Source organism: Spirillospora sp. NPDC048911, from assembly GCF_043198015.1.
Lineage (GTDB): Bacteria > Actinomycetota > Actinomycetes > Streptosporangiales > Streptosporangiaceae > Spirillospora.
The window spans coordinates 565,106-590,441 of sequence record NZ_JBICUD010000003.1 but is presented as its reverse complement, the minus strand read 5'-3'; the positions used below and the strand labels follow the sequence as shown (position 1 = coordinate 590,441).

Here is a 25,336-nt window from a genome sequence, read left to right as displayed (position 1 = left end):
CCTGCCGGATGAGGCGATGCTCGGTTCGATCCACGTTCTCCTTCCCGCGGGAGTGTCGATGGGACATGGCTCCACCGCACCGGCGCAACCTCGCCCCCACGCGTGCCGGGACGCCTCCGATCGCCTCCGCGCGCTCAGCGCGGCGCACGAGTCGGCCGATCCGGCCGGCGCCCGGCCGTCGATCTCCGCGTCGTGGCGGCGGTCGTGGCGAGCGGGGGTCGACACCGCGGTCGCGTCGGCGCCGCTGGTGTACGACCGCGACGTCATCGCCGACGCCCGCGCCGCCCACCCGCTCGACCGGCACCTGCCGATCCTCCGCGGGCTGCTGCGGCAGGTCGCGGACGAGACCGCGCATCTCATGGTCATCACCGACGGCGAGGGGCACGCGCTGTGGACGGAGGGGCCCGGCGAGGTCCGGCGCCAGGCCGAACGGGTCGGCCTGACCGAGGGCTTCTGCTGGTCGGAGGGGTCCATCGGCACCAACGGCATCGGCACGGCGCTGGCCTCCGGGCGCCCGGAGTACGTCTACTCCGCCGAGCACGTCGCCCGCGTCCTGCACGGATGGTCGTGCGCGGGCGCGCCGATCACCGACCCCGACTCGGGCGCCATGATCGGCTGCATCGACGTGAGCGCGACCGTGGCGGCGCTCCACCCGGCCACGCTGGCGCTCGTCGGCGCGGCGGCGCAGCTCGCCGAGGCACACCTGGAGATGGAGATGCGCAGGCGCGACGAGCGGCTGCGCGAACGCGGCATGCGTCACCTGCGGGCCCTGCGCGGCGAGCGGGGGATGCTCGTGACCCCGACCGGACGCGTCCTGGCGGGTGAGCCCGCCGGCTGGCACGGGCTGCGCCTTCCCGTCCCGGCGCCGGGCCTCGCCCTCACGCTGCCCGACGGGAGCCAGGCCGTGGCCGAGCCCGTCGGCGAGCTGTTCCTCGTCCGGCTGCCCGGCCCGGACGGCGTCCCGTCCGGCGGTGCCTGCGAGCCGCGCCCCGCGGCGCGGCCACTGCTGACGCTCTCGCTGCTCGGCACCGAACGGCCGCACGCGCGGCTCGACGGCCGCCGCCTGCCGCTGTCGCTGCGCCGCGCCGAGATCATCGCGCTGCTGGCGCTGCATCCGCGCGGGCTGAACGCCGGCCGGCTGTCGCTGGAGCTGTACGGGGACGTGGGCAACCCCGTCACCATCCGCGCCGAGATCCACCGGCTGCGGGCCCAGCTGGGCGATCTCGTCCGGGCCAAGCCCTACCGGCTCGCCTGCGAGGTCGACGCCGACTTCCTCGCCGTCCGCCGGCTCCTGGACGAGGGCGACGTCGTGTCGGCGGTGCGCCTGTACCGCGGTGAGCTCCTGCCCGGGTCGGACGCCCCGGCCATCCGCGTCGAGCGGGACGAGCTCGCCGCGCGCCTGCGCCGCCAGGTGCTCGACCGCGGCGGCGCCGAGCCGCTGTGGGCCTACGCGCAGGCCGAGCCCGGCCGCAGTGACATCGAGGTGCTGGAACGGCTCGACACCTTCCTCCCGCCCGGCGATCCGCGGCGCGTCACCGTCGCCTCCCGCCTCGACGAGGGCGCCTAGACGTTGCCGGCGTCGACGGGGACGAGATGGTCGCAGGCGTTGTACGTGCGGCGGCGCAGCGTGCCGCCGTCGTCCTGCCAGCGGGTGACCGAGCAGTTGGCGACGGGCTCCCGCTCGATCTCCATGATCTCGCGTTCCGAGAGCCGCTCCACCAGATACCGGGTCATGACGATGATCGCGTCGTGCGTCACGACCAGCGGCCGACCGCCGCACGCGGTCTCGCCGAGATCGCGGTAGAAGCTCCGCAGCCGCAGCGCCAGATCGGCCCACGACTCGCCGCCCGGCGCCCGGTGGTAGAACTTGCCGAGGCGCCGCATCCGCAGGGCCTCCTCGGGGAACCGCAGCCCGATGCCGCGCGGGGTGAGCCCCTCCAGGACGCCCTGCTCCCGGTCGCGGAGCCGTTCGTCGACTTCAAGGGGGATCTCGTACGGGGCCTGCGCGAGGGCGATGCGCGCGGTGTCGAGCGCGCGGACGTAGGGGGAGGCCACGGCAACGGTGGGACGTTCGTCCTCGGGGAGCCCGGTGAGCCAGCGGCCCAGCAGCGCCGCCTGCTCTCTCCCGGTGTCGGTCAGCGGGATGTCGGCGTCGCGTTCGCGAAGCCCCAGCTCCTCCGCGTCGGTGCCCTCCACCGCGCGGTAGGCGAGGTTGCCGGTGCTCTCTCCGTGTCTGGTCAGGTTGAGCCACTCGAGCGTGTCCACGCGCCTCATGATCCCACGTCGTGCCCGTTCGATGCCGAAACTACCGGCCGCCCGGTGAGAAACCGGTCACCGTTCCGTGCGCCGCGGTGCCGCGGTGCCGCGCCGCCGAAGTCGCCGCCAGAGCTGCGGCCGGCGCTGCCGGCGGTGAGCTCTACACGGCGTAGTACTCTCTTGCCGTGACGAACTGGCTGGCCACCACGATCATCGTGGTCTCGTTGCTCGGCGCCGCCTACAGCCTGGTGACGGCCCTGCGCGACCGGCCGATGGACTGGGGCCACCTCATCGCGCTCGGCGTCGTCGAGGTGCTGCTCGTCCTCCAGGCGGTGCTCGGCTTCCTCAAGCTCGCCGACGACGAGGGGCCGCGTGACTCGGCCACGTTCATCGGCTACATGCTGGGCATCCTGCTCATCCCGGCCGCGGGCGCGGGCTGGGGGATGCTGGAGCGTTCCCGCTGGGGCCCCGGCGTCATCGTCGTCGCCTGCCTGTCGGTGGCCGTGATGATCGTCCGCATGAACCAGATCTGGAGCGGCGATGTCTGAGCCGCTCCCCCCGGACGCCGCGGCGACGCGGAGCGGGCCCGGGCGGTTGCTGGTCGCGGTGTACGCGATCTTCGCACTGGCGGCGGGGGCGCGGGCCGGGGTGCAGATCGCGACCAAGTTCTCCGAGGCGCCGCTGGCCTACACGCTGTCGGCGCTGGCGGCGCTCATCTACATTCTGGCCACCGTGGCGCTCGCGCTCGGCGGCCGGACGTCCCGCCGCGTCGCGTTCGCCGCGCTGTCGGTCGAGCTGGCCGGCGTGCTGATCGTCGGCACGCTGAGCCTGGCCGACCCGGGCGCCTTCCCGGACGCGACGGTGTGGTCGGGCTTCGGCCGTGGTTACGGCTTCATCCCGCTGGTGCTGCCGGTCGTCGGCCTCTACTGGCTGCGCCGGACCCGTCCGGCGGGCGCCGGCTCCGCGCCCGCCGGAACGAGCTGATCCGAGACGGCCCGCGCCGGCCGATTCCCCGGATCAGGCCGCGGGCGACATGGTCCGGCCGCCGATCGGAAGGGTGTGGACGGCCGCCTGCGCGATGAGCTCCACCTCGGAGGCGGTGAACTCGGCGTCCGGGTGCCGCCTGGCCCAGCGCAGCAGCCGCAGCGGCCGGGCGAAGACGATGCCGTCGGCGGTGAACGGGGACCTGGTCAGCTGGCCGCCGTGCACGGCGAGCAGCGGCATCACCTGGACGCGCAGGCCCGTCCGGTCCGACAGCAGCCGGGAGGCGCTCGCCGCGGCGCCGGTGAGCTGCCGCACCAGCGCCGACTGCGTGCGGCCGTCGATGAAGACCTTGCCGCCGTGCTGGGTGATCTCCGCCTCGGGATGCCAGGCCTCGTTGTGGATCAGCCAGACCCCGCCGGGCCCGACGAGCAACTGGTCGATGACCGCCTGGCCGGGCACGGTGCGGGCGTGCAGCACGCGGTGGCCGCGGCGTTCGAGCGTGAAGCGGAGCAGCCGGTTCATCCGCTGGTCGCCGCGCAGCCCCAGCCGCCAGACACGGCAGGCGTTGTATCCGCGCCAATGGAAGTAGGTGTCGGCGGCCGCCACCAGCAGTGCCATCACAAGGCCCAGAACGGCGTTGACCAGCAGCGAGCAGAGTATCAGAGTGGCGCCGGAGAGAATTGCGCGGGTACGCAGTCTGCCCTTCCGGCCCTGCTGCCAGAGTTCTTCGTAGACGGCCTGTGGAGACCCACCGGTGAACGCTGTCCGATCCCTGAGATAGATTGAGCTGCCGATCATCCGAACCTCCGTGTACCTGCGGCTACGTCCCTGATTATGAGGCATACCCGGTGATTGGCGGGAAGGGCCACCCTGGTTAGGAAAGTCGAGCGTAAAGGAAACGAAAAGCGGTTGCGTTATTGCAGCTCAGCCGTTTATAGAAATGCGCGGTGCAACTATCACCGCAAGGTCCGGGACCAGTTTCGGTGGCACGGCATTTGACCGATGCGGAAGACTGGCCCGATGCAGACCGTCCGCCGGGAGGCCCTTTCCGGGCTGCCCGTCCGCCATGCCGTTCCCGCCCTCCGTTCGGCGCTGTCCGAGGGGGGCGTGGCCGTGCTGGCCGCGCCGCCCGGGACGGGCAAGACGACGCTCGTACCCCTCGCCCTCGCCGGACTGCTCGACGACGAGACCCCGCGCGGCGGCGGGCAGGTGATCGTGGTGGAGCCGCGGCGGCTGGCGGCGCGTGCGGCCGCCCGCCGGATGGCGTGGCTGCTGGGGGAGCGGGTCGGCGACAGGGTCGGCTTCACGGTCCGCGGCGAGCACCGGCCCGGCTCGCGGGTGCAGGTCGTGACGACCGGCGTGCTGCTCCAGCGGCTCCAGCACGATCCCGAGCTCGCGGACGTGTCGGCGGTCATGCTGGACGAGTGCCATGAGCGGCACCTCGACGCCGACACGACCCTCGCGTTCCTGCTCGACGTCCGTGCCGCGCTCCGGCCGGACCTGCGGCTGGTCGCCGCGTCCGCGACCGCGGACACCGCGCCGTGGTCGCGCCTGCTCGGCGGCGGCGACAGGGGCGACGGCGGTCCCGCGCCGGTCGTCGAGACGCAGGCGGCGCTCCATCCGGTCGAGGCCGTCTGGGCGCCGCCGGAACGGACGTTGCCGCCCCCGCACGGGATGCGGGTCGATCCGGCGCTGCTGGCGCACGTCGCCGGCCTGGTGCGCCGCGCGCTGGCCGAGCGCGACGGCGACGTGCTGTGCTTCCTCCCCGGCGTCGGAGAGATCGCCAGGGTCGCCGGGATGTTGCCGGGCCTCGCCTCGGCCGACGTGCTCCAGGTGCACGGCCAGGCGCCGCCCGCGGCGCAGGACGCGGTGCTCGCGCCGGGGGAGCGGCGGCGGGTCGTGCTGGCGACGTCGGTCGCCGAGTCGAGCCTCACCGTGCCCGGCGTGCGGATCGTCGTCGACTCCGGCCTGGCCCGCGAGCCGCGCACCGACCACGCTCGCGGGCTGGGCGCGCTGACCACGGTCCGCGCCTCGCGTGCCGCGGCCGAGCAGCGCGCCGGGCGGGCGGGACGCGAAGCGCCCGGCGCCGTCTACCGGTGCTGGAGCGAGGCCGAGCACGAGCGGCTGCCCGGCCGGCCCCGGCCCGAGATCGAGCTGGCCGACCTCACCTCGTTCGCCCTCCAGATCGCCTGCTGGGGCGAGCCCGACGCGCGCGGCCTGGCCTTGCTCGACCCGCCGCCGGACGCGGCGCTGCAAGCGGCCCGCGCGACCCTCACGGCGATCGGCGCCGTCGAGGACGACGGCCGGGCCACCGAGCGCGGGCGTCGGCTGGCGCGCGTCGGCGTCCATCCCCGGCTCGCCCGTGCCCTGCTGGACGGCGCGCCGCGGGTCGGCCGCCGGAACGCCGCGCAGATCGTGGCGCTGCTCTCCGAGCCGCCGCCGCGCGGCACGGGCGACGACCTCGCCGCGGCCTGGCGTTCGCTCCGCCGCGGCGGCCCGCCCGCCGACGCGCACGCCGCCCGCTGGCGGGACGAGGTCCGCCGCCTGGAGCAGGCCCTCCCGGACGGCTCCGGTCGCGCCCCCCACCTCACCGACGACGTGGCGGCCGGGACGGTCGTCGCGCTCGCGTTCCCCGAACGGGTGGCACGGGCACGCCCCGGCGGCGCCTACCTCATGGCGTCGGGCACCGGCGCGACCCTGCTCTCCGACGGCTCGGCGCTCGCCGCGGCCCGCGCCGGCTGGCTCGCGGTCGCCGTCGCCGACCGTCCCGCCGGGGCGCCGTCGGCCCGCGTCCGGCAGGCGGTCGTGATCGACGAGGACGTCGCGCGGCTCGCCGCCGCCCCCCTGCTCCGAACAGCGGACGAGATCGCCTGGCGGGACGGCGACGTGGTCGCCCGCCGGGTCGAACGGCTAGGCGCGATCGAGCTCAGCGCCCGCCCCCTGACGGCCCCCGATCCCGGCCTCGTACAAGAAGCCCTCGCCGCGGGCCTCCGCGACGCCGGGCTCTCCCTCCTGACCTGGACGCCCGCCGCGACCGCTCTACGCGAACGCCTCGCGTTCTGCCACGACGCCCTGGGCGACCCATGGCCCGCAATGGACGACGCGGCGCTCCTTGACCACGCCCTGGACTGGATGCCCGCCGGCGCCCGCCGCCGGTCCGACCTGGCGAAGATCGACGTCACGGCCGCACTCCGCGGCCTGCTGCCCTGGGAGTGCGCGGCCCGGCTCGACGAGATGGCGCCCGAACGGATCGAGGTGCCGTCCGGCTCCCGGGTCCGCGTCGACTACTCGGGCGAGCGGCCCGTCCTGGCCGTCAAGCTGCAGGAGCTCTTCGGCTGGACCGCCGCTCCCGCGCTGGCCGGCGGCCGGGTGCCCCTCGTCGTCCACCTGCTCTCCCCGGCGGGCCGTCCCGCCGCGGTCACCGCCGACCTGGCCTCGTTCTGGCAGGAGGGCTACAAGGCGGTACGCGCCGAACTCCGCGGCCGTTACCCCCGCCACCCCTGGCCGGAAGACCCGGCCCAGGCACCCGCCACCCGCCGCCCCAACCCCCGCCGCTAACCACCGCTGTCGGGCGTGACGTTGTGAGGATGCGCGTCGGTGGCTGGACGCGTGGTGGTCACTCGGAGGTGGTGCGGGTGGTTATCAGGGAGGCGATGCCGTCGAGGATGCGGTCCAGGCCGAACTCGAAGGCGTGCTCGGGGCCGATGGCGCCGCCATAGGCCATGGAGGCGGCGGTGCCGACCCGGGAGCCCAGCGGGTAGGCGCCGGGCTCCAGGACCTCGCCGAGCACCGGGCCGGTCGCCTCCCACCACTGCTCGTCGGTCATGCCGGTGCGCCGTTCGGCCTGCGCGGCGTTCACCGAGACGCGGGCCGAGCTCTGGGCGTGGCCGGTGACGAGGGAGATCACCGAGTCCATCTCCACGTCGGTGAGGCCGAGGCCGTCGACGGCGCGGAGCTCGTACTCGTACTTGCCGATGAGGTTGGGGCCCATCGGGGGGCGGCTGGTGGAGATCTGCAGGAGCCAGGGGTGCCGGTGGTAGAGGTCCCAGTTCTGGCGGGCGATGTGCGCCAGCTTGGGGCGCCAGCCGCCGGGCACGTCGTCGGGCGGGACGAGCTCGCCGAGGACGCGGTCCATCATCACGTCGATCAGCTCGGCCTTGGACGGCACGTAGGTGTAGATCGACATGGCGGCCACGCCGAGTTCGTCGGCGATGCGGCGCATCGAGAGGGCGTCCAGGTCGGCGGCGTCGGCGAGCTCGATCGCGGTCGTGACGATCCGTTCGACGGTCAGCTTGGGCTTGGGACCGCGCCGGGGACGCTCCTGCACGCCCCACAGCAGCTCAAGGCTGCGCTTCGGGTCTCCGGTGCCGCTGTACTCCATGGTCGTCCATTCTTTCGCACGCGAAACTTTGTACGGTGTACGTTATATTCCGTACGACGTACATGGTTGGAGGATGCGATGGGCTCCGCAGAGTTCGCGGTCGTGGCCGAGGGGCTGCGCAAGAGATATGGCGACACCCAGGCCCTCGACGGGGTCGACATCACGGTGCCCGCCGGCACCGTGCACGGCGTGCTCGGGCCGAACGGCGCGGGCAAGACCACGCTGGTCCGGGTGCTGACGACGCTGACCCGGCCGGACTCCGGGCGCGCCGAGGTCGCGGGGCACGACGTGGGGCGGCAGGCGGCGAAGGTGCGGTCGCGGATCGGGCTGGTCGGCCAGCACGCCGCGGTGGACGAGGTGCTCGGCGGCCGGCAGAACCTCGTCATGTTCGGGCGGCTCTACCACCTGGACACGCGCACGGCGCGGCGCCGGGCCGACGAACTGCTGGAGCGGTTCCGGCTGCGGGACGCCGCCGCCAAGCCCGTGGCCACCTACTCGGGCGGCATGCGGCGGCGGCTCGACCTGGCGGCGAGCATGATCCTGGCGCCGCCGGTGCTGTTCCTGGACGAGCCCACGACGGGCCTCGACCCGCGCAGCCGGATCGAGGTGTGGGACGCCGTCCGCGCGCTGGTCGGCGGCGGCACGACCGTGCTGCTCACCACCCAGTACCTGGAGGAGGCCGACCAGCTGGCCGGTGACATCTCGGTCGTCGACCACGGGCGGATCATCGCCTCCGGCACCCCGGCGCAGCTCAAGTCCCGGCTCGGCGGCGACCGGCTCGACGTCGTGGTGCGCGACGCGCCCGACCTCGCCAAGGCGGCCGAGATCATCGGCCGGATCGGCGGCCGCGGCGCCGACGTGCACGCCGACACCCGGCGCATCGACGCGCCCGTCACCGAGCGGGTGGCGGCCCTCACCGAGGCGGTCCGGGCGCTGGCCGACGCCGGGATCGCGGTCGAGGACATCGGGCTGCGGCGCCCCACGCTCGACGAGGTGTTCCTGCACCTCACCAAGGAGGAGGCATCGGCATGACGGTCATCTCGATCCCCGAACCGCCGAAGGGCGTGGCCGGGCGGCTCCGGTGGGGCCTCGCCGACGCCTGGACGATCACCCTGCGCGCGTTCGCGCACTGGGCCCGGCGGGTCGACGAACTGCTCATCGGGCTGCTGTTCCCGGTGATGATGGTCCTGATCATGGGCTACCTGTTCGGCGGCCAGATGAACGTGCCGGGCGGCGGCAACTACCGGGAGTTCATCATGCCCGGCATGTTCGCCATGACCATGGTCTTCGGCGTGGAGGCGACCTTCGCCGCGATCGCCAACGACGCGGCCAAGGGCGTCACCGACCGATTTCGCTCCATGCCGATGGCGTCGTCGGCGGTCGTCGTCGGCCGGTGCGCCGCCGACATGGTCAACTCGGTGGTCTCGCTGGCGGTGATGATGGGCTGCGGGCTGCTCATCGGCTGGCAGTGGCACGAGGGCGCAGGCAAGGCGCTGATGGCGTTCGGGCTGCTGCTCCTGCTGCGCTTCTCGCTGCTCTGGATGGGCGCCTTCCTCGGTCTGGTCGCCAAGGGACCGGAGTCGATCATGGCGGTGCAGATCCTGGTCTGGCCGATCAGCTTCCTGTCCAGCGCCCTCATCGCGCCCAGCACGATGCCGGGCTGGCTCGGCGTGATCGCCGAATGGAACCCGATGTCGGCGACGGCCACCGCGACGCGGGACCTGTTCGGCAACCCGGGGCTGACGAGCACCGGCTCGTGGGCCGGCGAGCACAGCCTGCTGCTGGCGGTGCTCTGGCCACTGGTGATCATCGCGGTCTTCCTGCCGCTGTCGGTGCGCCGCTACCGCCGCCTGTCCCGCTGAGCCCCTGAGGCCCGTCGCTTGCCGGTCGGGTGCCGCCTGGCCGGGTGCTGTTGCCCGGTCGGGCGCGCCCGGTCAGGTGCCCGCCGGCCGGTTGCCCCCCGGTCAGGTGCCTGACGGGCGGTTGCTTACCGGTCAGTATCCTGGGGCGCGTGACTGCGAAGAGCCCCCGGCTGATGTTGCCCGGACTGCGTGAGGTGTACGAGGCGTACGTCCGGGCGGCGGACGAGCTGCCCTCGCTGCCGGGCGCGCTCCAGGCCGAGGTGTGGACGTCCGCCCAGCTCGGGGCCCTCGAGGCCGCCGCCCCCGACCTGCGGGGGCGGCGGGCCGCGATGGCGGACCTGATGATGAGCCTGCGGGCCGCCGGGACGCCCGGGGCCTACGCCTTCCTGCGGGCGCTGGAGGCGATCGGCCCGGTCGAGGGCCGCCGCGCCGCCGGCAAGGCCGCCGACGGGGTGCGCAACCTCGCCGAGCCGTCCTGGCTGAGCGCCCTCGGCAAGGTGACGCCGGGCCAGGTGTGGCTGATCCAGGAGGGGCCGCTCGACGGCGACCGTCTCATCTGCGAGTTCCGGTACGAGGGCGGCGGCGACCTCCACGCCCTGGCCGTGCGGCTGGCGCACGGGGACGTGCCGAGCGAGATCGTCATCGTCGGGGACGTCCCCGCGCTGATGGCGGCCGCGAGGCAGGCGATGCAGGCCGAGCTCTGCGTCGTCCAGCCGTATGACCCCAAGGCGGTCGGAAGGCGGCTACGCGCCGCCCTCGACACCGCGGGCGAGATCCCGCAGGACTGCTATCCCGCGCTGGCCCTCGCCCGCCACCGGGCCGCCGTCCTCCCCGGCGGCTGAGCCCCTACGTCGGGATCGTCAGCAGCGTGCGCTGCGTGCCGATGGTCCGCACCTCGAAGCGCGCGATCTCGCTGGGCTTGAGGGCCGTTCCTCCCTGCGCGGTCAACGGCGCGGGGGAGTCGGGCTGCCCGTAACCCTTGCGCGGGACCGACCAGCCCATGACCGTGTGCGCACGGCCCCTCTTGTCGATCGCCACCAGCTCGCACTCCAGCGGGCCGCGCACCTTGCTCAGCTCGAACCCGATGTTGGTGCCCCACATCTTGGGCTCCATGGCCACCGTGCCGTTGACACCCGTGCCCGGGTCGTTCGCGGAGACACGATGCCCGTTCTGCAGGAGGGCCGCGACGCCGCCGTCGGCCTTGGCCGGCGGCTGCTGCTGCCCGTCGTCACTGGACGACAGCGTGAGGCCCGTGCCGAACGCTCCGGCCAGGAGCACGACTCCGGCCGCCGCGCTGAGCATCGTCCGGGAGATCCGGCGGCTCCGCTCCCGGCGGGCGCGGCGCTGCAGCAGGTCCGACACCTTGGAGGGATCGGGCTCGGCGGGAAAGGTGCGGACGGGATCCTCGATCGGCGCGATGCCGTCGAGGGTGGCGGCCACGCTGCGCAGCACGCCCAGTTCCTCGTGGCACGGCAGGCAGCCGGACAGATGGGCTTCGAACGCGCGCCGGTCGGGCTCCTCCAGGAGACCGAGGGCGTACGCGCCGACGTCGATGTGCTGGGTGCCGGCGGTCATGGCGTGACGCCCCTTTCCTCCAGAGCGACCCGAAGAGCCCGGAGCGCGTAATAGACCCGTGACTTGACCGTGCCCACGGGGATGCCCAGATGGCCTGCGGCCTCGTTCACCGTACGGTCCCGGAAGAACGTCTCGTTGAGGATCTCTCGATGGGCGGGCGATAGGGACAGCAGGGCCTCAGAGACGACCACGGAGCGCAGGAGATTCTCCATCCCGTCCGGGGCCCGCAGGTTCTCCAGCGGGCCTTCGCCGGCCTCCTGTGGCCGGGCGTTCTTGCGGCGCTGATCGTCGATGACGATGCGCCGTGCCACCGTCGCCAGCCAGGGCAGCAGCGAGGCGGCGTTCTCGTCGAGCTGCCCGGCGCTGCGCCAGGCGCGGATCATCGTCTCCTGGACGACGTCCTCGGCCCAGTGCCGGTCGCCGCCGGTGAGGCGGAGCACGAACGACAGCAGCGGGCGGCCGTACACGCGGTAGAGCTCGGTCACGATCACCTGGTCGTCCACGCCGTCCGGCGGGCGCGAGCCGCGGAACCAGCTCCACGGGCCGGCGGGGCGGTCCGGTGCGGCGGTGGGGGATCGGTGGGCCATCGGGGTCTCCGGCTGGGTGGGGAGGTACGGGGGCGAGTGCTCGGTCGGGCGATGGGCGCCGGGCTCAGCCGCCCGGCGGCGATCCGCCTCCGTACCCGCCTCCGGCCACGGTCCCGTTCCCCGTCCCGGCCCCCGTGCCGTTCCCGTTGCCTGTGCCGTTCCCGGGGACGTTTCCAGTCCCGTTCCCAGGGACGTTCCCAGTTCCGGGGACGTTTCCGGTGCCAGTGCCGTTGCCCGTCCCAGTGCCGTTCCCGTTTCCTACGCCGTTCCCAGTCCCGGCGCCGGTACCGGTACCGGTCCCGCCTCCGTTGGCGCCTCCGGCCCCGGTTGCCTCTCCGGCGGCGAACTCGCGCGCGACGCGGGTGGAGGCCTGGTTCTTGGCCCCGTTGGGCCTGGTCACCCACCAGGCGCCGTTCTGGCCCTGGCCACGGGCGTCACCGGGACCGATGTCCTTGGTGAACATGTACATCGGCCAGCCGGCGACGGTGAGCTGCAGGGTCCCGTCCGGGCGCTGGATCCGGCCGACCAGGGACCGGTCCACGCCGGTGATCTTCATGTCCGGGAACCATCGCGCCGGCGGCCAGTTCTGCGCGCACGCGCCGATGCAGTTCGAGCGCGACGGGTTCGCGGTGTCCTGGTCGTACCGGTAGAGGGTGCGGCCGCCGCCGTTCATGATCATGCGGCCCAGCGCGGAATGGGTGATCGCGCGCAGGCTGCGCTCGGTGGTCTGCGCCTGGGGCACCGCGCCGATCGGCGCGGTGTTCGCCGGCACGCGCCGGGAAGAGATGCCATCCGAGGAAGAGACGCCGAATCCGTAGGACCCGCCGCATGCGGCGAGCGTGAAGCTCGCCGCCGTCGCGCCGCCCGCCAGGGCGACCCGTCGCCGCACCTCCATGGTGCTCCTCCGTTGTGAAGCCAAGTGTCACGTCGGGAAGCAGTACGCGGGTGTGCCACCGGGAGGTTCAACGCGAAGGCAAGGTTGTCGGCTCAAGGGCAACAGACCGCCCATACGCCTCTGCTTCGCCGCCGCCCTCCTAACTTGTTTGCCATATGTCCCTTACCCGTGGGTCCATGGATCGTGTGCCGTCCGTCCAAGGATGCGTTCGCCGCCATCCTCCGCGACGGCAACACCGCGTCCCCTGTGGAGCGGATGAGGGCACCGGGCCCGATTTGCTCGGAGGACCGGAAGGCGATGGAGTGAACAGCAACGGGCACCTGGTCTACCGGCTGCTGCTGGCGGTGGACATCCAGGCGTACAGCAGGCGGGACACCCGCGAGCAGCTGCTCGCGCAGCAGTACCTGTCCGACGCGCTCGACAGCGCCGCGGCGGCCGTCGGGCTCGACCGCGCCCGGTGGGACAAGCAGGTCGGCGGGGACGGCGAGCTGGCCACGCTCCCCGAGGACGTCGACCCGGCTCCGGTGGCCGGCGACTTCGTGATCCGGCTGGCCGCCGCGCTGCACGGGATCAACCGTGAGCGGGGGGCGGAGGCGCCGCTGCGCGTCCGGCTGTCGCTGCACCACGGCACGCTGACCGCGGGGCCCTTCGGCCCGGCGGGCGACGCGCCGATCGTCGTGCAGCGGCTCCTGGACGCCGGTCCGCTGCGCCGGCTGCTGGTGGACGAGCCCGCCCGCGACCTCGCCTACGTCGTCTCCGACTCGCTCTACGAGGACGTGGTGCAGACCGGATTCTGCGCTCTGCCGCCCGCGGCGTTCCACGCCATCAAGGTCAAGGCCAAGGGCGCCGCGTTCCGCGGTCACATCTTCACGGGGCCGGTCGCCGGCGCGGACGAGGAAGGGGCGGACGGGCCGGGCGACCGGCCCGCCGGCAGGGTTCGCGGCGGCGGCGATGGCGGGCGCGTGTACGACTTCCCGGCCCTCGTCCCGCACCAGCGACACGCGTGACCTGGCCGTCCGTGCGAGGGAAGCAGGGGCGCCGCCCGTAGGTTGAGCCTGGCAAAGGGACCACTGCGGGAGGCGCATCCGATGGCGAACGAGGCGGCGTTCAAGAAGCTGCTGAACGACCGGAACCTCGGCGTGCTGGTCACGCTGAGCAAGGACGGGCGGCCCCAGCTGTCCAACATCAACTATCACTACGACGAGACGCGGAACCTGATCCGGATCTCGGTCACCGACGGCCGGGCCAAGACCCGCAACCTGCGCCGCGATCCGCGTGCCAGCCTGCACGTCATGACCCCGGACGGCTGGGCGTACGTGGTCGCCGAGGGCACCGCCGAGCTGTCCGAGGTCGCCGGGGACGCCCACGACGCGGCGGTGGAGGAGCTCATCGAGGTCTACCGCGACGTCCGCGGCGAGGAACATCCCGACTGGGACGACTACCGCCGCGCGATGGTCGCCGACCGGCGGCTGGTCGTCCGGCTGCACGTCGAGCGCCTCTACGGTCAGGCGCCCGGGTCCTGACCTGCCGCGGTCCTGACCTGCCGCGGTCCTGACGTGCCGGGTCCTGACGTGCCGGGTCCCGGCCGCGCCCGGGTACGTCCGGGAGAGTAGGCCGGAGGCCGCCCGCTACCCCGTCCGGAGCAGCGAAGGTGCCTCCGGCCGGGCGACGCCCCGCCGGGTACCGCACCGGCACCGTCGTGGGCATGACGACCACGACCAGCACGCAGGCTCCGGCCAGGTCCCCGTCCCGCCGCGGCGCGAACCTCGGGCACTGGCGCATGTCACCCCGCGCCCGCAAGGCCAACCTCGTCCTGCACCTGATCGTCTCGATCACCTGGCTGGGCCTGGACATCGGCCTGCTCACGCTGACGATCACCGGGCTGGCCACCGAGGACCCGCAGACGCTGCGCGCCGCCTACATCTCGATGCGGCTGTTCGGCGACCTGCTGCTGATCCCCGCGGGCCTGCTGACGCTGCTCACGGGCCTGGTCCTGTCGCTGGGCACCCACTGGGGCGTCACCCGCCACTGGTGGGTGCTGGCCAAGGTCGTGCTGACGCTGACCGCGGTCACCCTCACGATCTTCTCGCTCCGCCCGGGGCTGCACGAGGCGGCCGAGGCCGCCATCGCCACGCCCCTCGACGACGGCGGCCCCGACTCCCTGGCCCCGCCGATCGTGTCGCTCACGATGTACGTGACCATGGTGGTCCTGTCGGTCTTCAGGCCCTGGTCCCGGACCCCCTGGGCCCGGGACCGGTGACGGCTCGTGGACGTGGGCTCAGCGGACGGCGCAGAGCAGCCGGTTGTCGCCGTGCTGCCACAGGGTGCCGACCTCGGCGAAGCCGGACTCGCGCAGCGCCTCCACGTGGGTGGACAGCAGGCCCGACTCCAGGCCGTTGTGGTCGGTGCCCGCGGCGTCCACGGCGTCCGGGGCGACGAACGCGGCGAGGGCCGGGTCGGCCGCGGCGGCCTCCCACCACTCCCGCCAGCCCTCGGGGTGGCCGGCGGCGAAGCGGCGCGCGATCTCGCGTTCCTGGAGCGAGCGGTCCAGGCGGGCGATCGCGGGGGCCGAGTCCTCGACCTTGAAGTTGTCGCCGTTGAGGAAGAGGCCGCCGGGCCGCAGGAGCCTGGCCAGCTCGCCGTAGGTGACCCGCAGCTCGGGACCGGGGATCCAGTGCAGGGCGGTGGTGCTGACCGCGGCGTCGATCTGCCGGTCCAGCCGCAGGGACGCCGACCAGCCGGGAGTGCGCAGGTCGAGATCGGCGAACCGCAGGCCCGCCCGGCCCGCGTGCACGGCCGCGCCGAGGGCCAGCAGCAGGGGGTCGGTGTCGATGGCGACGACCGTGGCCGCCGGGAGCCGGTCGAGCAACCGCGCCGACAGCGACCCCGGGCCGCAGCCGAGGTCCAGGATCAGCGGGTCGGGCCGCCCCGCGCCCGCCTCGACGGCGTCGATCAGCGCGGTGAACCGCTCCTCGCGATCGGGCAGGAATCCCTCCTGCTGGCGGTCCCAGCGGTCGATCCAGCGGTCGGCGACCTCGGGGGTCAGCGTGGACATGGCGTCCTCCTGTCACTGCCGAGTAGGCTTTGAACAGTCACATCGTAGATCGAGAAAAGGTAACTGGTCAAGTGGACTTCAACAGTCACACCGATGGGGTCGTGGCCGACGCCGTGGCGCTGGTGAACGCGCTCACCGAAGGCGAGCGGCGCGGCCGGCCCTACGTTCCGGGCGACCGTGTCGCCGCCGCGACGGAGGCGCTGAAGTGGAGCAGGCCGACCCCGGCCGAGGCCGACGCGATCGCCGAGGCGGCCGGGGAGCTGCGCGCCGTCTTCGAGGCGTTCGCGGCGGCCGACGTCGACGCGGCCGCTGACCAGGTCAACCGCCTGCTCGAGCGCTACAACGCCAGACCGCACCTGGCCCGGCACGACGGCGAGCCCTGGCACGTGCACTTCCACGCCAGCGGTGACGCGCTCGCGGCGCAGATCGCGGCGCCGTGCGCCACCGGTCTCGCGGTGGTCATCGACAGCGGGCACCATGACCGCCTCGGCGTGTGCACCGCGCCGCACTGCGACCGTGTCTACGTGGACGTCTCGCGCAACGGCACCCGCCGGTTCTGCTCGACGGCGTGCCAGAACCGCGTCAAGACCGCGGCGTTCCGCGCGCGGGCCGCCGGGTCCTAGCCAAGTCGGTTCCTAGCCAAGTCGGGCCCTGGCCGGGGCGATTCTTGGACCGGGGAGGAGGATCCTCCACCCGGGTGTCACAGAGCGCCCCCGCCCGCCGCCGGGTCCGTTTCCCTCCCGATCGTTCCGTGTCACGCTGACCGCGATCTCGACGAACGGGAGACACGGCATGTGCGATGACCCGACCCTGCCGCCCGAGGTGAAGCGCGCCCTCCAGGAGTACCGGGACCTCCTCGCCGAACACGGGCCGACCTGGGGCGAGGACCCCATCATGTACGTCAGGCAGATGGACGTGGACGCGTTCATGGTGGACGAGAGCCTGTTCTGGCTGACCTGCGTGCAACGGGCCGCCGAGCTGCACCCCGGCGCGTCCGACGACGAGCTCGCCGCCCGCATCGCCGGCCTGGACTTCCAGCGGATCATCCGCGACACCCTCGGCGGCCGGGTGCTGGACAACCTCGCGGCGCTGCGCGTCACACCTGAGGGCACGCGCCTGGACGCCCGCGCGCAGGCGGTGCTGGACGGCCGCCCGATCCGCACGCACCTGCTCGTCGACTCCTCGCGGACGGAGCCGGTCACCGTGCGCGTGGACGACCACGCCTACGAGATCGAACCAGGCGGCGCCCAGGTGGTCGCGGTGACCAGCGCCAGCGCGGTCTCCGTCGACGGCGCGGCCGTGGCGCTCGGCGCGCTCACCCGGCCCGCCGTCCCAGCGCGGCTCAGGCTGCGCGCGGGGTTCCCCTGCCGATGGACGGTCGCCGGAGAGAACGGCCAGGGCTGGTACCCCGAGGGCGCCGAGCCGAACCGGGACGCCGGCCGGATGCCCTACTTCCACGGCGACGACCTGGTCGTGGACGTCCCGGCGGCCGAGCCGCTGACCGTGCGCGTCACCCGCGGCATGGAGTACGAGATCGTCGAGAGGACGGTCACGCCCGGCGGCGGCGCCGGCGAGGAGACCCTCGTCGAGCTCGTCCCGCGGCGGCTCTACGACGCCGCCGGACGCGGATGGTACGGCGGCGATCTGCACGTCCACCTGAACTGGGCCGGCGACGCCGTCGGCACCCCCGCGCAGGCCGCCGCCCTCCAGCACGGGGAGGATCTGCACGTCCTCAACCTCGTCGCGGGCAACGTCGCCTCCGAGCGCGTCTACGACCGGGAGGCGCTGGAACACTGGGCGGGCCGCGACCTGCCGTGGTCCGACGCCACGCACATCGCCAGGATGGGCGTCGAATACCGGAACGACCTGCTCGGGCACCTCTACGCGTTCGGCGTCCCCGAGCCGCCCGGGCGCTACCACACCGGCTTCCTCGGCACCGTCGACTGGCCGCCCAACGCCGCCGCCTGCCGGGAACTGCGGGAACGCGGCGCCATCATGGGCTACAGCCACCCGTTCCACGTCCCGTTCGGCGAGGACGACCCGCCGCCCGCCGCCCTGACCGCCGGGCGCAACTGCTCGGCCCGCGAGTCCGTCGCGGACGCGGCGCTCGGCCTCATCGACAGCCTCGACGTGCTCAACCATTCCTCGATCGAGGCCACCGCGGTCGTCTACCGCCACCTGATCGGCGCCGGGAACACCCTCGCGGTGACGGCGGGCACCGACACGATGTTCTCGTTCAACCGCCGGGGCAGCCAGTCGAGCCCGCCCGGCTGGGAACGCGTCTACGCCCGCGTCGACGGCCCCCTGACCGCGGAGTCGTTCGCCGAGGCCGTCCGGCGCGGCCGCACGTTCGCGACGACCGGGCCGTTCGTGGAGCTCGACGTCGCCGGGCACGGGCCGGGGCACACCCTCGACCTCGCCCCGGGAACGCGCGTCACGATCACCGTGCGGACGATCGGCCCCGAGGTCACCGGCGTCCAGGTGCGCACGGCCGAGGGCGTCCTCGCCGAGGGCCCGCCGGACGAGCTGACGGCCGAGCTCGTCGTGGCCGAGCCCACGTACGTCGTCGCGGTCGTCACCGGCCCCAGCAACCCGCGTTCGTACCACTACTCCGGCTCGTACGCGCACACCAGCCCGGTCTATCTCGACGTCGGCGGCGCCCACGTCGCCCGCCGGAGCGACGTCCGCTGGTGCCTGGACTACCTGGACGCCCTCGAAGAGAGGATCCGCACGCACGGCCGCCTCGACACCGAGGAGCAGCTGTCCGGCCACATCGAGCTGATCGACGCCGCCCGCGCCGTCTACCGCGCACGTCTCGACAGGTAGGAGAGGGCAGAAATGGGTGCAGGACAAGGGCACCCCGCAGTTCCCTTGTCCTGCACGTTCGTGGAGCCCCGTTCAGGTGAGGTCGGGGCCGTAGACCTCCCAGAGCTCGCCCGCGAAGAACCGGCCGAACCTGATCAGCGAGCCGGGGCCGCCGGGGCCCGCGGTGCGGAAGGTGGTGAGCTGGCGGGCGAAGTCGGTGAGCTGGATGTGCAGCACGCCCGCCCCCGCGACCACGGCGCCGGCGTCCCCGTCCTCGTCGACGTGGCCCTCCAGCACCCTGACGTACAGGGTGGAGGTGTCGGGCCAGATCCGCGTCGGCGGGCCGTGCAGCACGTTCTTCTCCCCGGCGAGGGTGCGGGGCCGGCCCTGCTCGTCGGTGAAGTACAGCCGGTACTTCATCAGACGGCGGTCCTCCGCGCCCGCGGACGCGAAGAGATTGAACCAGCCCCGCTGGACGGGACGCCGGCCCCCGCAGCCAGCGGCGTCGATCCACCCTTCGGCCCGCGCGGAGTGCTCAGGCTCGGCCAGGAAACGGGCCACGTCCTCGGCGGTGATGGTGAGCCGGAACGCCATGCGCTCGCGGCCCTCGCTCAGCTCGCCGGCTCGCGGCTCGGTCACTCCGAAGGTGATGAACCCCTTCATCTCCTCGGTGAACGACAGCGACGTACGGCCGGACTCCGTCGCGGCGGCCCCCCGTGGCCCCGCGAGTTCCCCCGACTCCGGCACGTACGCCGAGTCGTCCTCCACCCCGCCTGGCGAGCCGGTCCCCGCGGCCGGCTCGGCCCCCGTGACAGGGTGCGTCCTTTCGGTGTGCTTCTTCTCCGCGGCCGCCTTCTCCAGCAGCCGCGTGCTCATGCGGTCCGACATGGCCGCGATGGTCAGCGAGGGGTTCGGGCCCACCGGTCCTGGCATCGCCGCCCCGTCGGCGATGTAGAGGCCGGGGAACCCGAACACCTCGCCGAAGGCGTCGCAGACGCCTTCGTCCGGGGTGGCGCCCATCGGGGCGCCGCCGAGCGGGTGCATGGTGATGATCCGCTTGCGGAACCACATGGGATTGTCGGCGTAGTCGGCGCCGAGCACGTGCGCGATGCTCTGCATGGTCTTGCGCAGCCGCTCGAAGTGCAGCTCGCTGGTCTCGGTGGTCCACCGGGCGTCGAGCCTGCCGTCCTTCAGCCGCAGGACGCCGTCGGCGGTGTCGCGGCCCATGCCGAGCAGCGGCAGCGAGCTCATCGTCAGCGCCCCGTCGCCGATCAGCTCCGACAGCTCCCGGGACAGGCTGGTGTCCGGGGCCCACTTGAACAGCTCCAGGACCCGGCCCATCACGAACTTCAGCGCGCGTTCGATGGTGCCGTCGAAGGAGTGCACCATCCAGTTGACGAACTCGGGGTAGCCCCCGTCCTGGATGTAGGCGCCGCGCCCTGCGCCCGGGAAGCCGTCGACGTCGTCGGGCAGCCGGATCGCGCTGGTGATGACCGGCCCCTTGCTGGCGTCCATCGGCCGGACCCTGTTGCGGTCCTTCGCCTTGAGCAGGAACGTCAGCAGGTCGCCGTTGCCGCAGTAGCGCGTGCCGAGGGCCTTGCTGATGCCCGGCAGGTTCTTGCGCGACCTCAGCAGGAGCAGGGTCGTGCCGTACACCCCTCCGCCCAGGACGAGCCGCTTGCAGGCGATCGTCTTGAGCCTGCGCTTGATCAGCCGGTCGTCGACGTCGTGGTGGACGTAGTCGACCTCGTACCCGCCGCCGTCGCGCGGGCGGATCTCCTTCACCTCGTGCGAGGTGCGGATGTCGGCGCCGTGGTACTTGGCCGCCGACAGGTAGTTGTGGTCGAGGCTGTTCTTGGCGCCGTCGTTGCAGCCGATGTCGCACTCGCCGCAGAGCCGGCAGGTGCGGCGCAACTGGGAGCCGTGGTAGTTGCCGTAGCCGGGATCGACGATCGGCAGGCTCAGCCCCGGCGCGGCGCCCCGTTCGGGCGCGAAGCTCACGGCCAGCGGTGGCAGGTCGCAGTCCAGCCCGAGCTCGGCGGCCGCGTCCTGCATCGCGTGAGCCTTGGGAGTGTTGTCGTAGGGAGCGCGGCCCAGCGGGTACCGGGACGGCTCGATCATCGCCTCGACGGCCTCGTAGTGCGGATCGAGGTCGTCATAGGTGATCGGCCACGGCTCGTATCCGCCGTCCGGCGTCTCGTTGACGAACCACCGTTCGGGCTTGCGCAGCATCACGTTCGCGTAGATCAGCGATCCGCCGCCGAGCCCGCTGGACACGACGGAGTCGTAACCCCGGAAACTCCACACGTCGTACATGCCGTAGAGGCCCGCGTCGGGGTCCCAGAACGCCCGGCCCATCTCGGCGGGGGAGCGCGGGAAGCTGCCCGGCGGGAACGGCTGGCCGCGCTCCATCAGCACGACCGAGTGCCCCGCCTCGGCCAGCCGGTACGCGGCGACCGAGCCGCCGAATCCCGAGCCGACGACGAGCGCGTCGACCTGCTCCATGTTCTGCTCCTGCTTCGTCATGTGTCCGCCGGTCCGATCACGCGCCGTGGCGCTTGATGAAGTCGACGATGCGCGGGAAGACGTCGATGTGGCTGTTCTTGCCGATGAGCGGGTCCAGGTGCCCGTAACCGGGCAGGACCGCGAGCTCGTGCCGGCCGGGCGCCGCCTTCTCCAGGAGCCGGTGGAAGTGGTTGTTGGAGTCGGTGAAGACCTTGTTGCGCTCGGGGGCGAGCAGCAGCAGCGGCGTCCGGATGTCGGCGGCGTTCTCCATGTAGTCGTCCGGGAGCGCGTCGTGCCGCGCGTTGTCCGGGTCGTACTTCACCGAGTTGCCGGCCTGGATCATCTTGCGGATGTGCCGGTAGTAGTGGAGCCCGGACGCGCAGCAGATGTCGGCCATCCGCTCGTGCGTCACCGGCAGCAGGTTCTCGTGCTCGTACATCGCCGGCTTGCCCGCGCCCCACTGGAAGCTCTGGATGTGGCAGGCGCGTTCCTTGCACTCGTTGTGGAACAGCGAGATCAGCCGAGACATCATCCAGCCGCGGGTGAGGACCGGCGCGTTGCCGAAGCGCGGGTCGATGAACGGCAGGCCGACGACGTACTCCATGAAGTTCGGGCCGAAGGTGAGCTTCAGCTTCGAGAACGCCGGGACGCGCGGGGTCAGCGACACGCTGTTGCAGGTGAGGCTGGCGATGCCGTCGACCGCTCCGCCGAAGAGGCTCATCGTGAACGACACCGACCCCAGGCAGTGCGCGATCACGTGGATCCGCCGGTCGCCGATCTGGCGGCGCAGCACCCGGAGCGCGGCCGGGAAGTCGTAGAGGGCGATGTCGTCCAGCGTGTACCGGTGCGTCTCGGTGTCGTAGGGGAACCGGCCGCTCATCCGGAAGTCGAGCGCCCACACGTCGGTGTAGCCGTTGTCGAGCAGATGGGACGCCAGGTTCCGGTGCTCCGGCATGATGAACACGTCGCTCGCGGAGGTCAGGCCATGGACCAGCAGGACGACGTCGTCGGACTCGGCGCGCAGGAAGCGCGTCAGCTCCAGCCCGAGCCCGTCCTCGGTCGCGAACGGGTACACCGTGACGTCGGCGTCCTTGACGCCTTCGAGAGTGAACCGCGCGATCGTGCTTGTCATGTCGTCGCCTCCGTGATTGCCCCAGAAGATAATGCGGCCCGCCGGCCGTGACGGCATCGTGGGAAACCCTGACTTGTGCCCACGACCCTGATCAGTTGTGCTCCCCGCCGGATCCGTGCAGTCGTCCGATATCTCTGAGACGGGACGTACAGCGGATAGGTTCTCGCCGGTATCCGAAGACGCGGCGATCAGTCCTGTGGCTCGGCGGGGTCGCCCGCGCCCGGGTCGCCGGTCCGGTTGAGCGCGCTGACCACGCCGACCCGGGAGGTGACGCCGAGCTTGGCGAAGATGTGGGAGAGGTGCGTCTCGACGGTGCGGACGCTGACGAAGAGCTTCTCCGCGATCTGGGAGTTGGTGTAGCCCTCGCCGACGAGGGCGGCGACCTCGGACTCGCGTTTGGACAGCCCGCCGGGGCCGCTCGCGCTCCGGCCGCCGCCCGCCGTCGGCACGCGCACGCCGAGCCGGCGCTGCTCGCGCGCCGCCAGCCCCTGGAGGGCGCGGGCGCCGCAGGCGGTGAAGATCTCGTTGGCGGTCCGCAGCTCCTCGCGGGCGGCCGTGCGGTCCTTGGCCTCCGCGTGGGCGATGCCCGCCCGGAGCCGGGCCCGTCCCTCGCACACGCGCAGGCCCGCGGCGCCGAACGCCTTGGCCGCGGTGGTCGCCTCGCGCGCCGCCGCCGCCGGATCGTCGGCCTGGAGGGCGTGCGCACGGGCGAGCGTGGCCAGCGCGTTGTTGGCGTCGAGCCGCGGGATGACGAGCTTGTCGGCACGATCGGCCCAGGCCGTGGCCTCGGGATGCCGTCCCCGTCCCGCCTCGACGCCGGCCATGGTCTCGCAGACCGACAGCAGGGTGCCGGGGTCCAGGGAGATCGGCAGCTGGAAGCCGTTGGTCGCCTCCATGAAGGCCTGCTCGCCCTCCTCCGGCCGGCCGCCCGAGATGAGGGCCATCCCCCTGGCGTAGCGGGCCATCGAGCCCCACCACTCGCCGACGCCCGCCCCGACCTCGACGGCCTCCTCGGCGTGCCGCAGGGCGGCCTGCTCGTCGCCCGACCAGCCGGCGACCAGGCTCTGCTGGGTGAGCGCGAACACCCGTTGCTGGCCGGACGTCAGCAGGCGGGCCTCCTCGACGGCCTCCTCGGCCGCGGCCGCCGCCTCGGCGAGGCGGCCGAGCATCCCGTACGACCTGGCCAGCCCCGCTTGGAGGTTCGTCACCACGTACTGCTGCCCCGTCGCGCGGGCCACGGCCACCGCGCGGCGGAAGTGCTCTGCCGCGCTCTGGAAGTTGCCCAGCATCGTCTCGGCCCAGCAGAGCCAGGCGACGGCGTCCATCCACTCGGCCAGGTGCTCGTCCGGCGCCGAGGCCAGCAGCCGGTCGGCCGCCTCGCGGTAACGCAGCGCGTCGTCGATGCGGAACGCGCTGAGGGCGGGCATGACGCGCAGTGACGCGACCGCCAGTTCGAGGCTGGGCTCCCAGTCCTCGGAGCTGTCGGGCATCAGGTCGAGGACGGCCTGCGCGGCGCGATGGTCGAGGCGCATCATGCGTTCGGCGACCAGGCGCATGCGCAGCGGCACGGCCGAGGGAGAGCGCGGGTCGGGCATCCGGCGCAGCTCGTCGAGCAGCAGCGCGCGGGCCTCGTGCGGGCGGTCGAGCTGGCGTTCCATCAGCGCGGCGAACCGCGCGGCGCGGCCGCGGCGGTGGTGGTCGTCGAGCGGCAGCAGCCGCAGCAGCGTCCGCGCGGTCTCGCGGCCCTCGGTCAGGTGCCCGCCGACCGACTGGACCTGGGCGAGTTCGAGCATCAGCTCCAGGCGGGACGGCAGCGCCGGCGACCCGGCGGGGGCCTCGGCCTGGTCGATGGCGAGGTTCTCGGGCATCAGGCGCAGCGCGGCCTGCAGCCAGTGCGCGGCGGTGGTGGGCGCCTGCCCGGAGAACGCGCGGGCGGCCTCGACCAGCGTCATGATCGCGGCCCGGTCGCCGACCCGTCCCGACCGTTCGACATGCCGGGCGCGGAGCGCCGCCGGGGCGCCGATCTCCGCGAGATAGGCGGCGATGCGGCCGTGCGCGGCCAGCCGCCACCCGGCCGCGGCCGACCCGTAGGCGGCGTGCCGGACGAGCGGGTGCCGGAACCGGAACCGCTCGGCCTCGGGCCGCACGATGTCGCGGGCGACGAGCTCGTCGAGCGCGTCGAGCGCCACCTCCTCGCCGACCTCGGCGGCGGCCGCGGCGAGCAGGGGCGAGAACTCGTCGGCCGCCACCGCCGCGCCCTGCGCCACCCGCAGCGCCGCCGACGACAGCCCGCTGAGCTCCAGTTGCAGGGCCGCGCGGACGGCCGGCGGGAGATCGCCCAGGTCGCTCTCCCGGGGCCCGCCGGCGAGGGGCTCGTCGCTGCGCGCCAGCGCCTCCAGGTAGAAGGGGTTGCCGCCGCTGGCCTCGAACAGCTCCTTGCAGCGGGCCCGCCCGACCTCGGGCCCCAGCAGCTGGGCGACCTCGGCCTCGGTGAGCGGCCGCACGACGATCTGGTCGCCGCCGCCGGTGGCGACGGCGACCTGGACGAGCGCCGCCAGCCGCGGCGCGGCCTGGGCCGGCCGGTAGGCGACGGCGATCAGGATGCTGGCCCGCGGCGGATGCCGGGCGAGATGGTCGAGAAGCTCGATGGTGGCGTCGTCGGCCCAGTGCACGTCGTCGAGGATGAGGACCAGCCCGGACGGGGCGGCCAGCTCTTCGAGCAGATGCCGGATCGTCCGGTACAGCTGGTAGCGGGCCACGTGGGTCACGCCGTTGGCGTCGCCGGAGACGGGGGCAGGCGGCTGCGGGGCGGTGCCCAGGAGCGGCTGGCCGGTCAGCGTCGCGGACATCGCCGGGAAGACCGTGGCCAGCAACTGCGCGGCGGTGGGGGCGAGATCGGGGACGTGGTCTTCGAGGTGGTCGTCCAGGGCGTCGACCACGGCGCCGAACGGCATCTCCTGCTCGAACTCGGCCGCCCGCCCCGACAGCGGGGTGAGCTTGCGGGCGCTCGCCGCCGCCGACAGTTCGCCGAGCAGGCGGGTCTTGCCCGCGCCCGGCTCGCCGATCAGCGACAGGAACCGGAAGGAGCCCGCCGCGGTGGCGTCGAGCGCCTCTTCCAGTACGTGGAGAACGTCCTGCCGTCCGACGAGTGGCACGTTGCCGGGGCCACTGGCTGATGACCGGCCTGACGACCGGCCCGAACGACCCTCCATGTCCACACCCCACCAGTGACAGGCGGTCGATACGCCGTGATTGTCCCACGTGTCACGATTCCGGGAATCGTGGGGGCCACTTTACCG

At 73.2% G+C, this 25,336-nt stretch carries 22 protein-coding genes; 12 read left to right on the top strand and 10 right to left on the bottom strand.

Going from position 1 to position 25,336, the window contains the following annotated elements; all coding sequences use genetic code 11:
• The first annotated feature begins 58 nt into the window (after window positions 1-58).
• On the top strand, window positions 59-1,567 hold the full coding sequence (locus tag ACGFNU_RS16755) for a GAF domain-containing protein (RefSeq protein ID WP_392594391.1): 1,509 nt from the start codon (window positions 59-61) through the stop codon (window positions 1,565-1,567).
• On the opposite strand, the gene ACGFNU_RS16750 is transcribed toward ACGFNU_RS16755, so the two are convergent.
• A complete protein-coding gene (locus tag ACGFNU_RS16750; protein ID WP_392594389.1) occupies window positions 1,564-2,274 on the bottom strand; it encodes a histidine phosphatase family protein in 711 nt (236 codons plus the stop codon). The two genes, ACGFNU_RS16755 and ACGFNU_RS16750, sit on opposite strands and share 4 nt — an antisense overlap.
• A 167-nt stretch (window positions 2,275-2,441) precedes the next feature.
• Between ACGFNU_RS16750 and ACGFNU_RS16745 the strand changes: the two genes are divergently transcribed.
• Window positions 2,442-2,804, top strand: coding sequence for a hypothetical protein (locus ACGFNU_RS16745; protein WP_392594388.1), 363 nt, complete (start codon window positions 2,442-2,444; stop codon window positions 2,802-2,804).
• Window positions 2,797-3,240: a hypothetical protein gene (locus ACGFNU_RS16740; protein ID WP_392594386.1), complete on the top strand. Its 444-nt coding sequence runs from the start codon at window positions 2,797-2,799 to the stop codon at window positions 3,238-3,240. Before ACGFNU_RS16745 ends, ACGFNU_RS16740 begins: the two co-directional genes overlap by 8 nt.
• A gap of 33 nt (window positions 3,241-3,273) precedes the next feature.
• Here ACGFNU_RS16740 and ACGFNU_RS16735 read toward each other — a convergent pair whose 3' ends face one another.
• Window positions 3,274-4,038, bottom strand: a complete 765-nt coding sequence (locus tag ACGFNU_RS16735) for a nuclease-related domain-containing protein (protein ID WP_392594384.1) — start codon at window positions 4,036-4,038, stop codon at window positions 3,274-3,276.
• A 204-nt stretch (window positions 4,039-4,242) separates the two neighbouring features.
• Between ACGFNU_RS16735 and hrpB the strand changes: the two genes are divergently transcribed.
• Window positions 4,243-6,798 carry an ATP-dependent helicase HrpB gene (gene hrpB / locus ACGFNU_RS16730; RefSeq protein ID WP_392594382.1) on the top strand — a complete coding sequence of 852 codons (2,556 nt, stop codon included), beginning with the start codon at window positions 4,243-4,245 and terminating at the stop codon, window positions 6,796-6,798.
• 58 nt (window positions 6,799-6,856) lie between these two features.
• Here hrpB and ACGFNU_RS16725 read toward each other — a convergent pair whose 3' ends face one another.
• Complete coding sequence (locus ACGFNU_RS16725) at window positions 6,857-7,621, bottom strand: TetR/AcrR family transcriptional regulator (RefSeq protein WP_392594380.1); 765 nt, start codon at window positions 7,619-7,621, stop codon at window positions 6,857-6,859.
• Window positions 7,622-7,699: 78 nt separating this feature from the next.
• Here ACGFNU_RS16725 and ACGFNU_RS16720 point away from each other — a divergent pair, with 78 nt between their 5' ends.
• The 3 genes from ACGFNU_RS16720 to ACGFNU_RS16710 all read left to right on the top strand — a co-directional run bounded on the left by ACGFNU_RS16720 (window position 7,700) and on the right by ACGFNU_RS16710 (window position 10,325).
• Window positions 7,700-8,653, top strand: a complete 954-nt coding sequence (locus ACGFNU_RS16720; protein WP_392594378.1) for an ATP-binding cassette domain-containing protein — start codon at window positions 7,700-7,702, stop codon at window positions 8,651-8,653.
• Entirely contained in the window at window positions 8,650-9,483 is an 834-nt protein-coding gene (locus ACGFNU_RS16715; protein ID WP_392594376.1) for an ABC transporter permease, read from the top strand. Before ACGFNU_RS16720 ends, ACGFNU_RS16715 begins: the two co-directional genes overlap by 4 nt.
• A 149-nt stretch (window positions 9,484-9,632) precedes the next feature.
• Window positions 9,633-10,325, top strand: coding sequence for a hypothetical protein (locus tag ACGFNU_RS16710; protein WP_392594374.1), 693 nt, complete (start codon window positions 9,633-9,635; stop codon window positions 10,323-10,325).
• Between the two features lie 4 nt (window positions 10,326-10,329).
• Here ACGFNU_RS16710 and ACGFNU_RS16705 read toward each other — a convergent pair whose 3' ends face one another.
• From ACGFNU_RS16705 to ACGFNU_RS16695, 3 genes are all read right to left on the bottom strand, one after another.
• On the bottom strand, window positions 10,330-11,058 hold the full coding sequence (locus tag ACGFNU_RS16705) for an anti-sigma factor family protein (protein WP_392594372.1): 729 nt from the start codon (window positions 11,056-11,058) through the stop codon (window positions 10,330-10,332).
• Window positions 11,055-11,543: a sigma-70 family RNA polymerase sigma factor gene (locus tag ACGFNU_RS16700; RefSeq protein ID WP_392594919.1), complete on the bottom strand. Its 489-nt coding sequence runs from the start codon at window positions 11,541-11,543 to the stop codon at window positions 11,055-11,057. The genes ACGFNU_RS16705 and ACGFNU_RS16700 overlap by 4 nt, the downstream gene beginning before the upstream one ends.
• 166 nt (window positions 11,544-11,709) lie before the next feature.
• Window positions 11,710-12,540, bottom strand: coding sequence for a hypothetical protein (locus ACGFNU_RS16695; RefSeq protein WP_392594370.1), 831 nt, complete (start codon window positions 12,538-12,540; stop codon window positions 11,710-11,712).
• A 302-nt stretch (window positions 12,541-12,842) separates the two neighbouring features.
• Between ACGFNU_RS16695 and ACGFNU_RS16690 the strand changes: the two genes are divergently transcribed.
• From ACGFNU_RS16690 to ACGFNU_RS16680, 3 genes are all read left to right on the top strand, one after another.
• Entirely contained in the window at window positions 12,843-13,547 is a 705-nt protein-coding gene (locus ACGFNU_RS16690; RefSeq protein WP_392594368.1) for a hypothetical protein, read from the top strand.
• A gap of 81 nt (window positions 13,548-13,628) precedes the next feature.
• Complete coding sequence (locus tag ACGFNU_RS16685; RefSeq protein WP_392594367.1) at window positions 13,629-14,063, top strand: PPOX class F420-dependent oxidoreductase; 435 nt, start codon at window positions 13,629-13,631, stop codon at window positions 14,061-14,063.
• Window positions 14,064-14,245: 182 nt separating this feature from the next.
• Complete coding sequence (locus ACGFNU_RS16680; protein ID WP_392594365.1) at window positions 14,246-14,800, top strand: hypothetical protein; 555 nt, start codon at window positions 14,246-14,248, stop codon at window positions 14,798-14,800.
• Between the two features lie 18 nt (window positions 14,801-14,818).
• Here ACGFNU_RS16680 and ACGFNU_RS16675 read toward each other — a convergent pair whose 3' ends face one another.
• Window positions 14,819-15,595, bottom strand: coding sequence for a class I SAM-dependent methyltransferase (locus ACGFNU_RS16675; RefSeq protein ID WP_392594363.1), 777 nt, complete (start codon window positions 15,593-15,595; stop codon window positions 14,819-14,821).
• A 71-nt stretch (window positions 15,596-15,666) separates the two neighbouring features.
• Between ACGFNU_RS16675 and ACGFNU_RS16670 the strand changes: the two genes are divergently transcribed.
• On the top strand, window positions 15,667-16,218 hold the full coding sequence (locus ACGFNU_RS16670; RefSeq protein ID WP_392594361.1) for a CGNR zinc finger domain-containing protein: 552 nt from the start codon (window positions 15,667-15,669) through the stop codon (window positions 16,216-16,218).
• 169 nt (window positions 16,219-16,387) lie between these two features.
• Entirely contained in the window at window positions 16,388-18,421 is a 2,034-nt protein-coding gene (locus ACGFNU_RS16665) for a CehA/McbA family metallohydrolase (protein ID WP_392594359.1), read from the top strand.
• A 72-nt stretch (window positions 18,422-18,493) separates the two neighbouring features.
• Here ACGFNU_RS16665 and ACGFNU_RS16660 read toward each other — a convergent pair whose 3' ends face one another.
• The 3 genes from ACGFNU_RS16660 to ACGFNU_RS16650 all read right to left on the bottom strand — a co-directional run bounded on the left by ACGFNU_RS16660 (window position 18,494) and on the right by ACGFNU_RS16650 (window position 25,192).
• Window positions 18,494-20,926: a GMC oxidoreductase gene (locus ACGFNU_RS16660; RefSeq protein ID WP_392594358.1), complete on the bottom strand. Its 2,433-nt coding sequence runs from the start codon at window positions 20,924-20,926 to the stop codon at window positions 18,494-18,496.
• 16 nt (window positions 20,927-20,942) lie between these two features.
• Window positions 20,943-22,037: an alpha/beta fold hydrolase gene (locus ACGFNU_RS16655; protein WP_392594356.1), complete on the bottom strand. Its 1,095-nt coding sequence runs from the start codon at window positions 22,035-22,037 to the stop codon at window positions 20,943-20,945.
• Between the two features lie 188 nt (window positions 22,038-22,225).
• Entirely contained in the window at window positions 22,226-25,192 is a 2,967-nt protein-coding gene (locus tag ACGFNU_RS16650; RefSeq protein ID WP_392594354.1) for an AAA family ATPase, read from the bottom strand.
• Between the last annotated feature and the right edge of the window lie 144 nt (window positions 25,193-25,336).

Bases quoted from the DNA above. Each gene is read 5' to 3' on its own strand.
- ACGFNU_RS16755 (WP_392594391.1), top strand. From the start codon at position 59: ATGGGACATGGCTCCACCGCACCGGCGCAACCTCGCCCCCACGCGTGC.
- ACGFNU_RS16750 (WP_392594389.1), bottom strand. From the start codon at position 2,274: ATGAGGCGCGTGGACACGCTCGAGTGGCTCAACCTGACCAGACACGGA.
- ACGFNU_RS16740 (WP_392594386.1), top strand. From the start codon at position 2,797: ATGTCTGAGCCGCTCCCCCCGGACGCCGCGGCGACGCGGAGCGGGCCC.
- ACGFNU_RS16735 (WP_392594384.1), bottom strand. From the start codon at position 4,038: ATGATCGGCAGCTCAATCTATCTCAGGGATCGGACAGCGTTCACCGGT.
- hrpB (WP_392594382.1), top strand. From the start codon at position 4,243: ATGCGGAAGACTGGCCCGATGCAGACCGTCCGCCGGGAGGCCCTTTCC.
- ACGFNU_RS16725 (WP_392594380.1), bottom strand. From the start codon at position 7,621: ATGGAGTACAGCGGCACCGGAGACCCGAAGCGCAGCCTTGAGCTGCTG.
- ACGFNU_RS16720 (WP_392594378.1), top strand. From the start codon at position 7,700: ATGGGCTCCGCAGAGTTCGCGGTCGTGGCCGAGGGGCTGCGCAAGAGA.
- ACGFNU_RS16715 (WP_392594376.1), top strand. From the start codon at position 8,650: ATGACGGTCATCTCGATCCCCGAACCGCCGAAGGGCGTGGCCGGGCGG.
- ACGFNU_RS16705 (WP_392594372.1), bottom strand. From the start codon at position 11,058: ATGACCGCCGGCACCCAGCACATCGACGTCGGCGCGTACGCCCTCGGT.
- ACGFNU_RS16695 (WP_392594370.1), bottom strand. From the start codon at position 12,540: ATGGAGGTGCGGCGACGGGTCGCCCTGGCGGGCGGCGCGACGGCGGCG.
- ACGFNU_RS16685 (WP_392594367.1), top strand. From the start codon at position 13,629: ATGGCGAACGAGGCGGCGTTCAAGAAGCTGCTGAACGACCGGAACCTC.
- ACGFNU_RS16680 (WP_392594365.1), top strand. From the start codon at position 14,246: ATGACGACCACGACCAGCACGCAGGCTCCGGCCAGGTCCCCGTCCCGC.
- ACGFNU_RS16675 (WP_392594363.1), bottom strand. From the start codon at position 15,595: ATGTCCACGCTGACCCCCGAGGTCGCCGACCGCTGGATCGACCGCTGG.
- ACGFNU_RS16665 (WP_392594359.1), top strand. From the start codon at position 16,388: ATGTGCGATGACCCGACCCTGCCGCCCGAGGTGAAGCGCGCCCTCCAG.
- ACGFNU_RS16660 (WP_392594358.1), bottom strand. From the start codon at position 20,926: ATGACGAAGCAGGAGCAGAACATGGAGCAGGTCGACGCGCTCGTCGTC.
- ACGFNU_RS16655 (WP_392594356.1), bottom strand. From the start codon at position 22,037: ATGACAAGCACGATCGCGCGGTTCACTCTCGAAGGCGTCAAGGACGCC.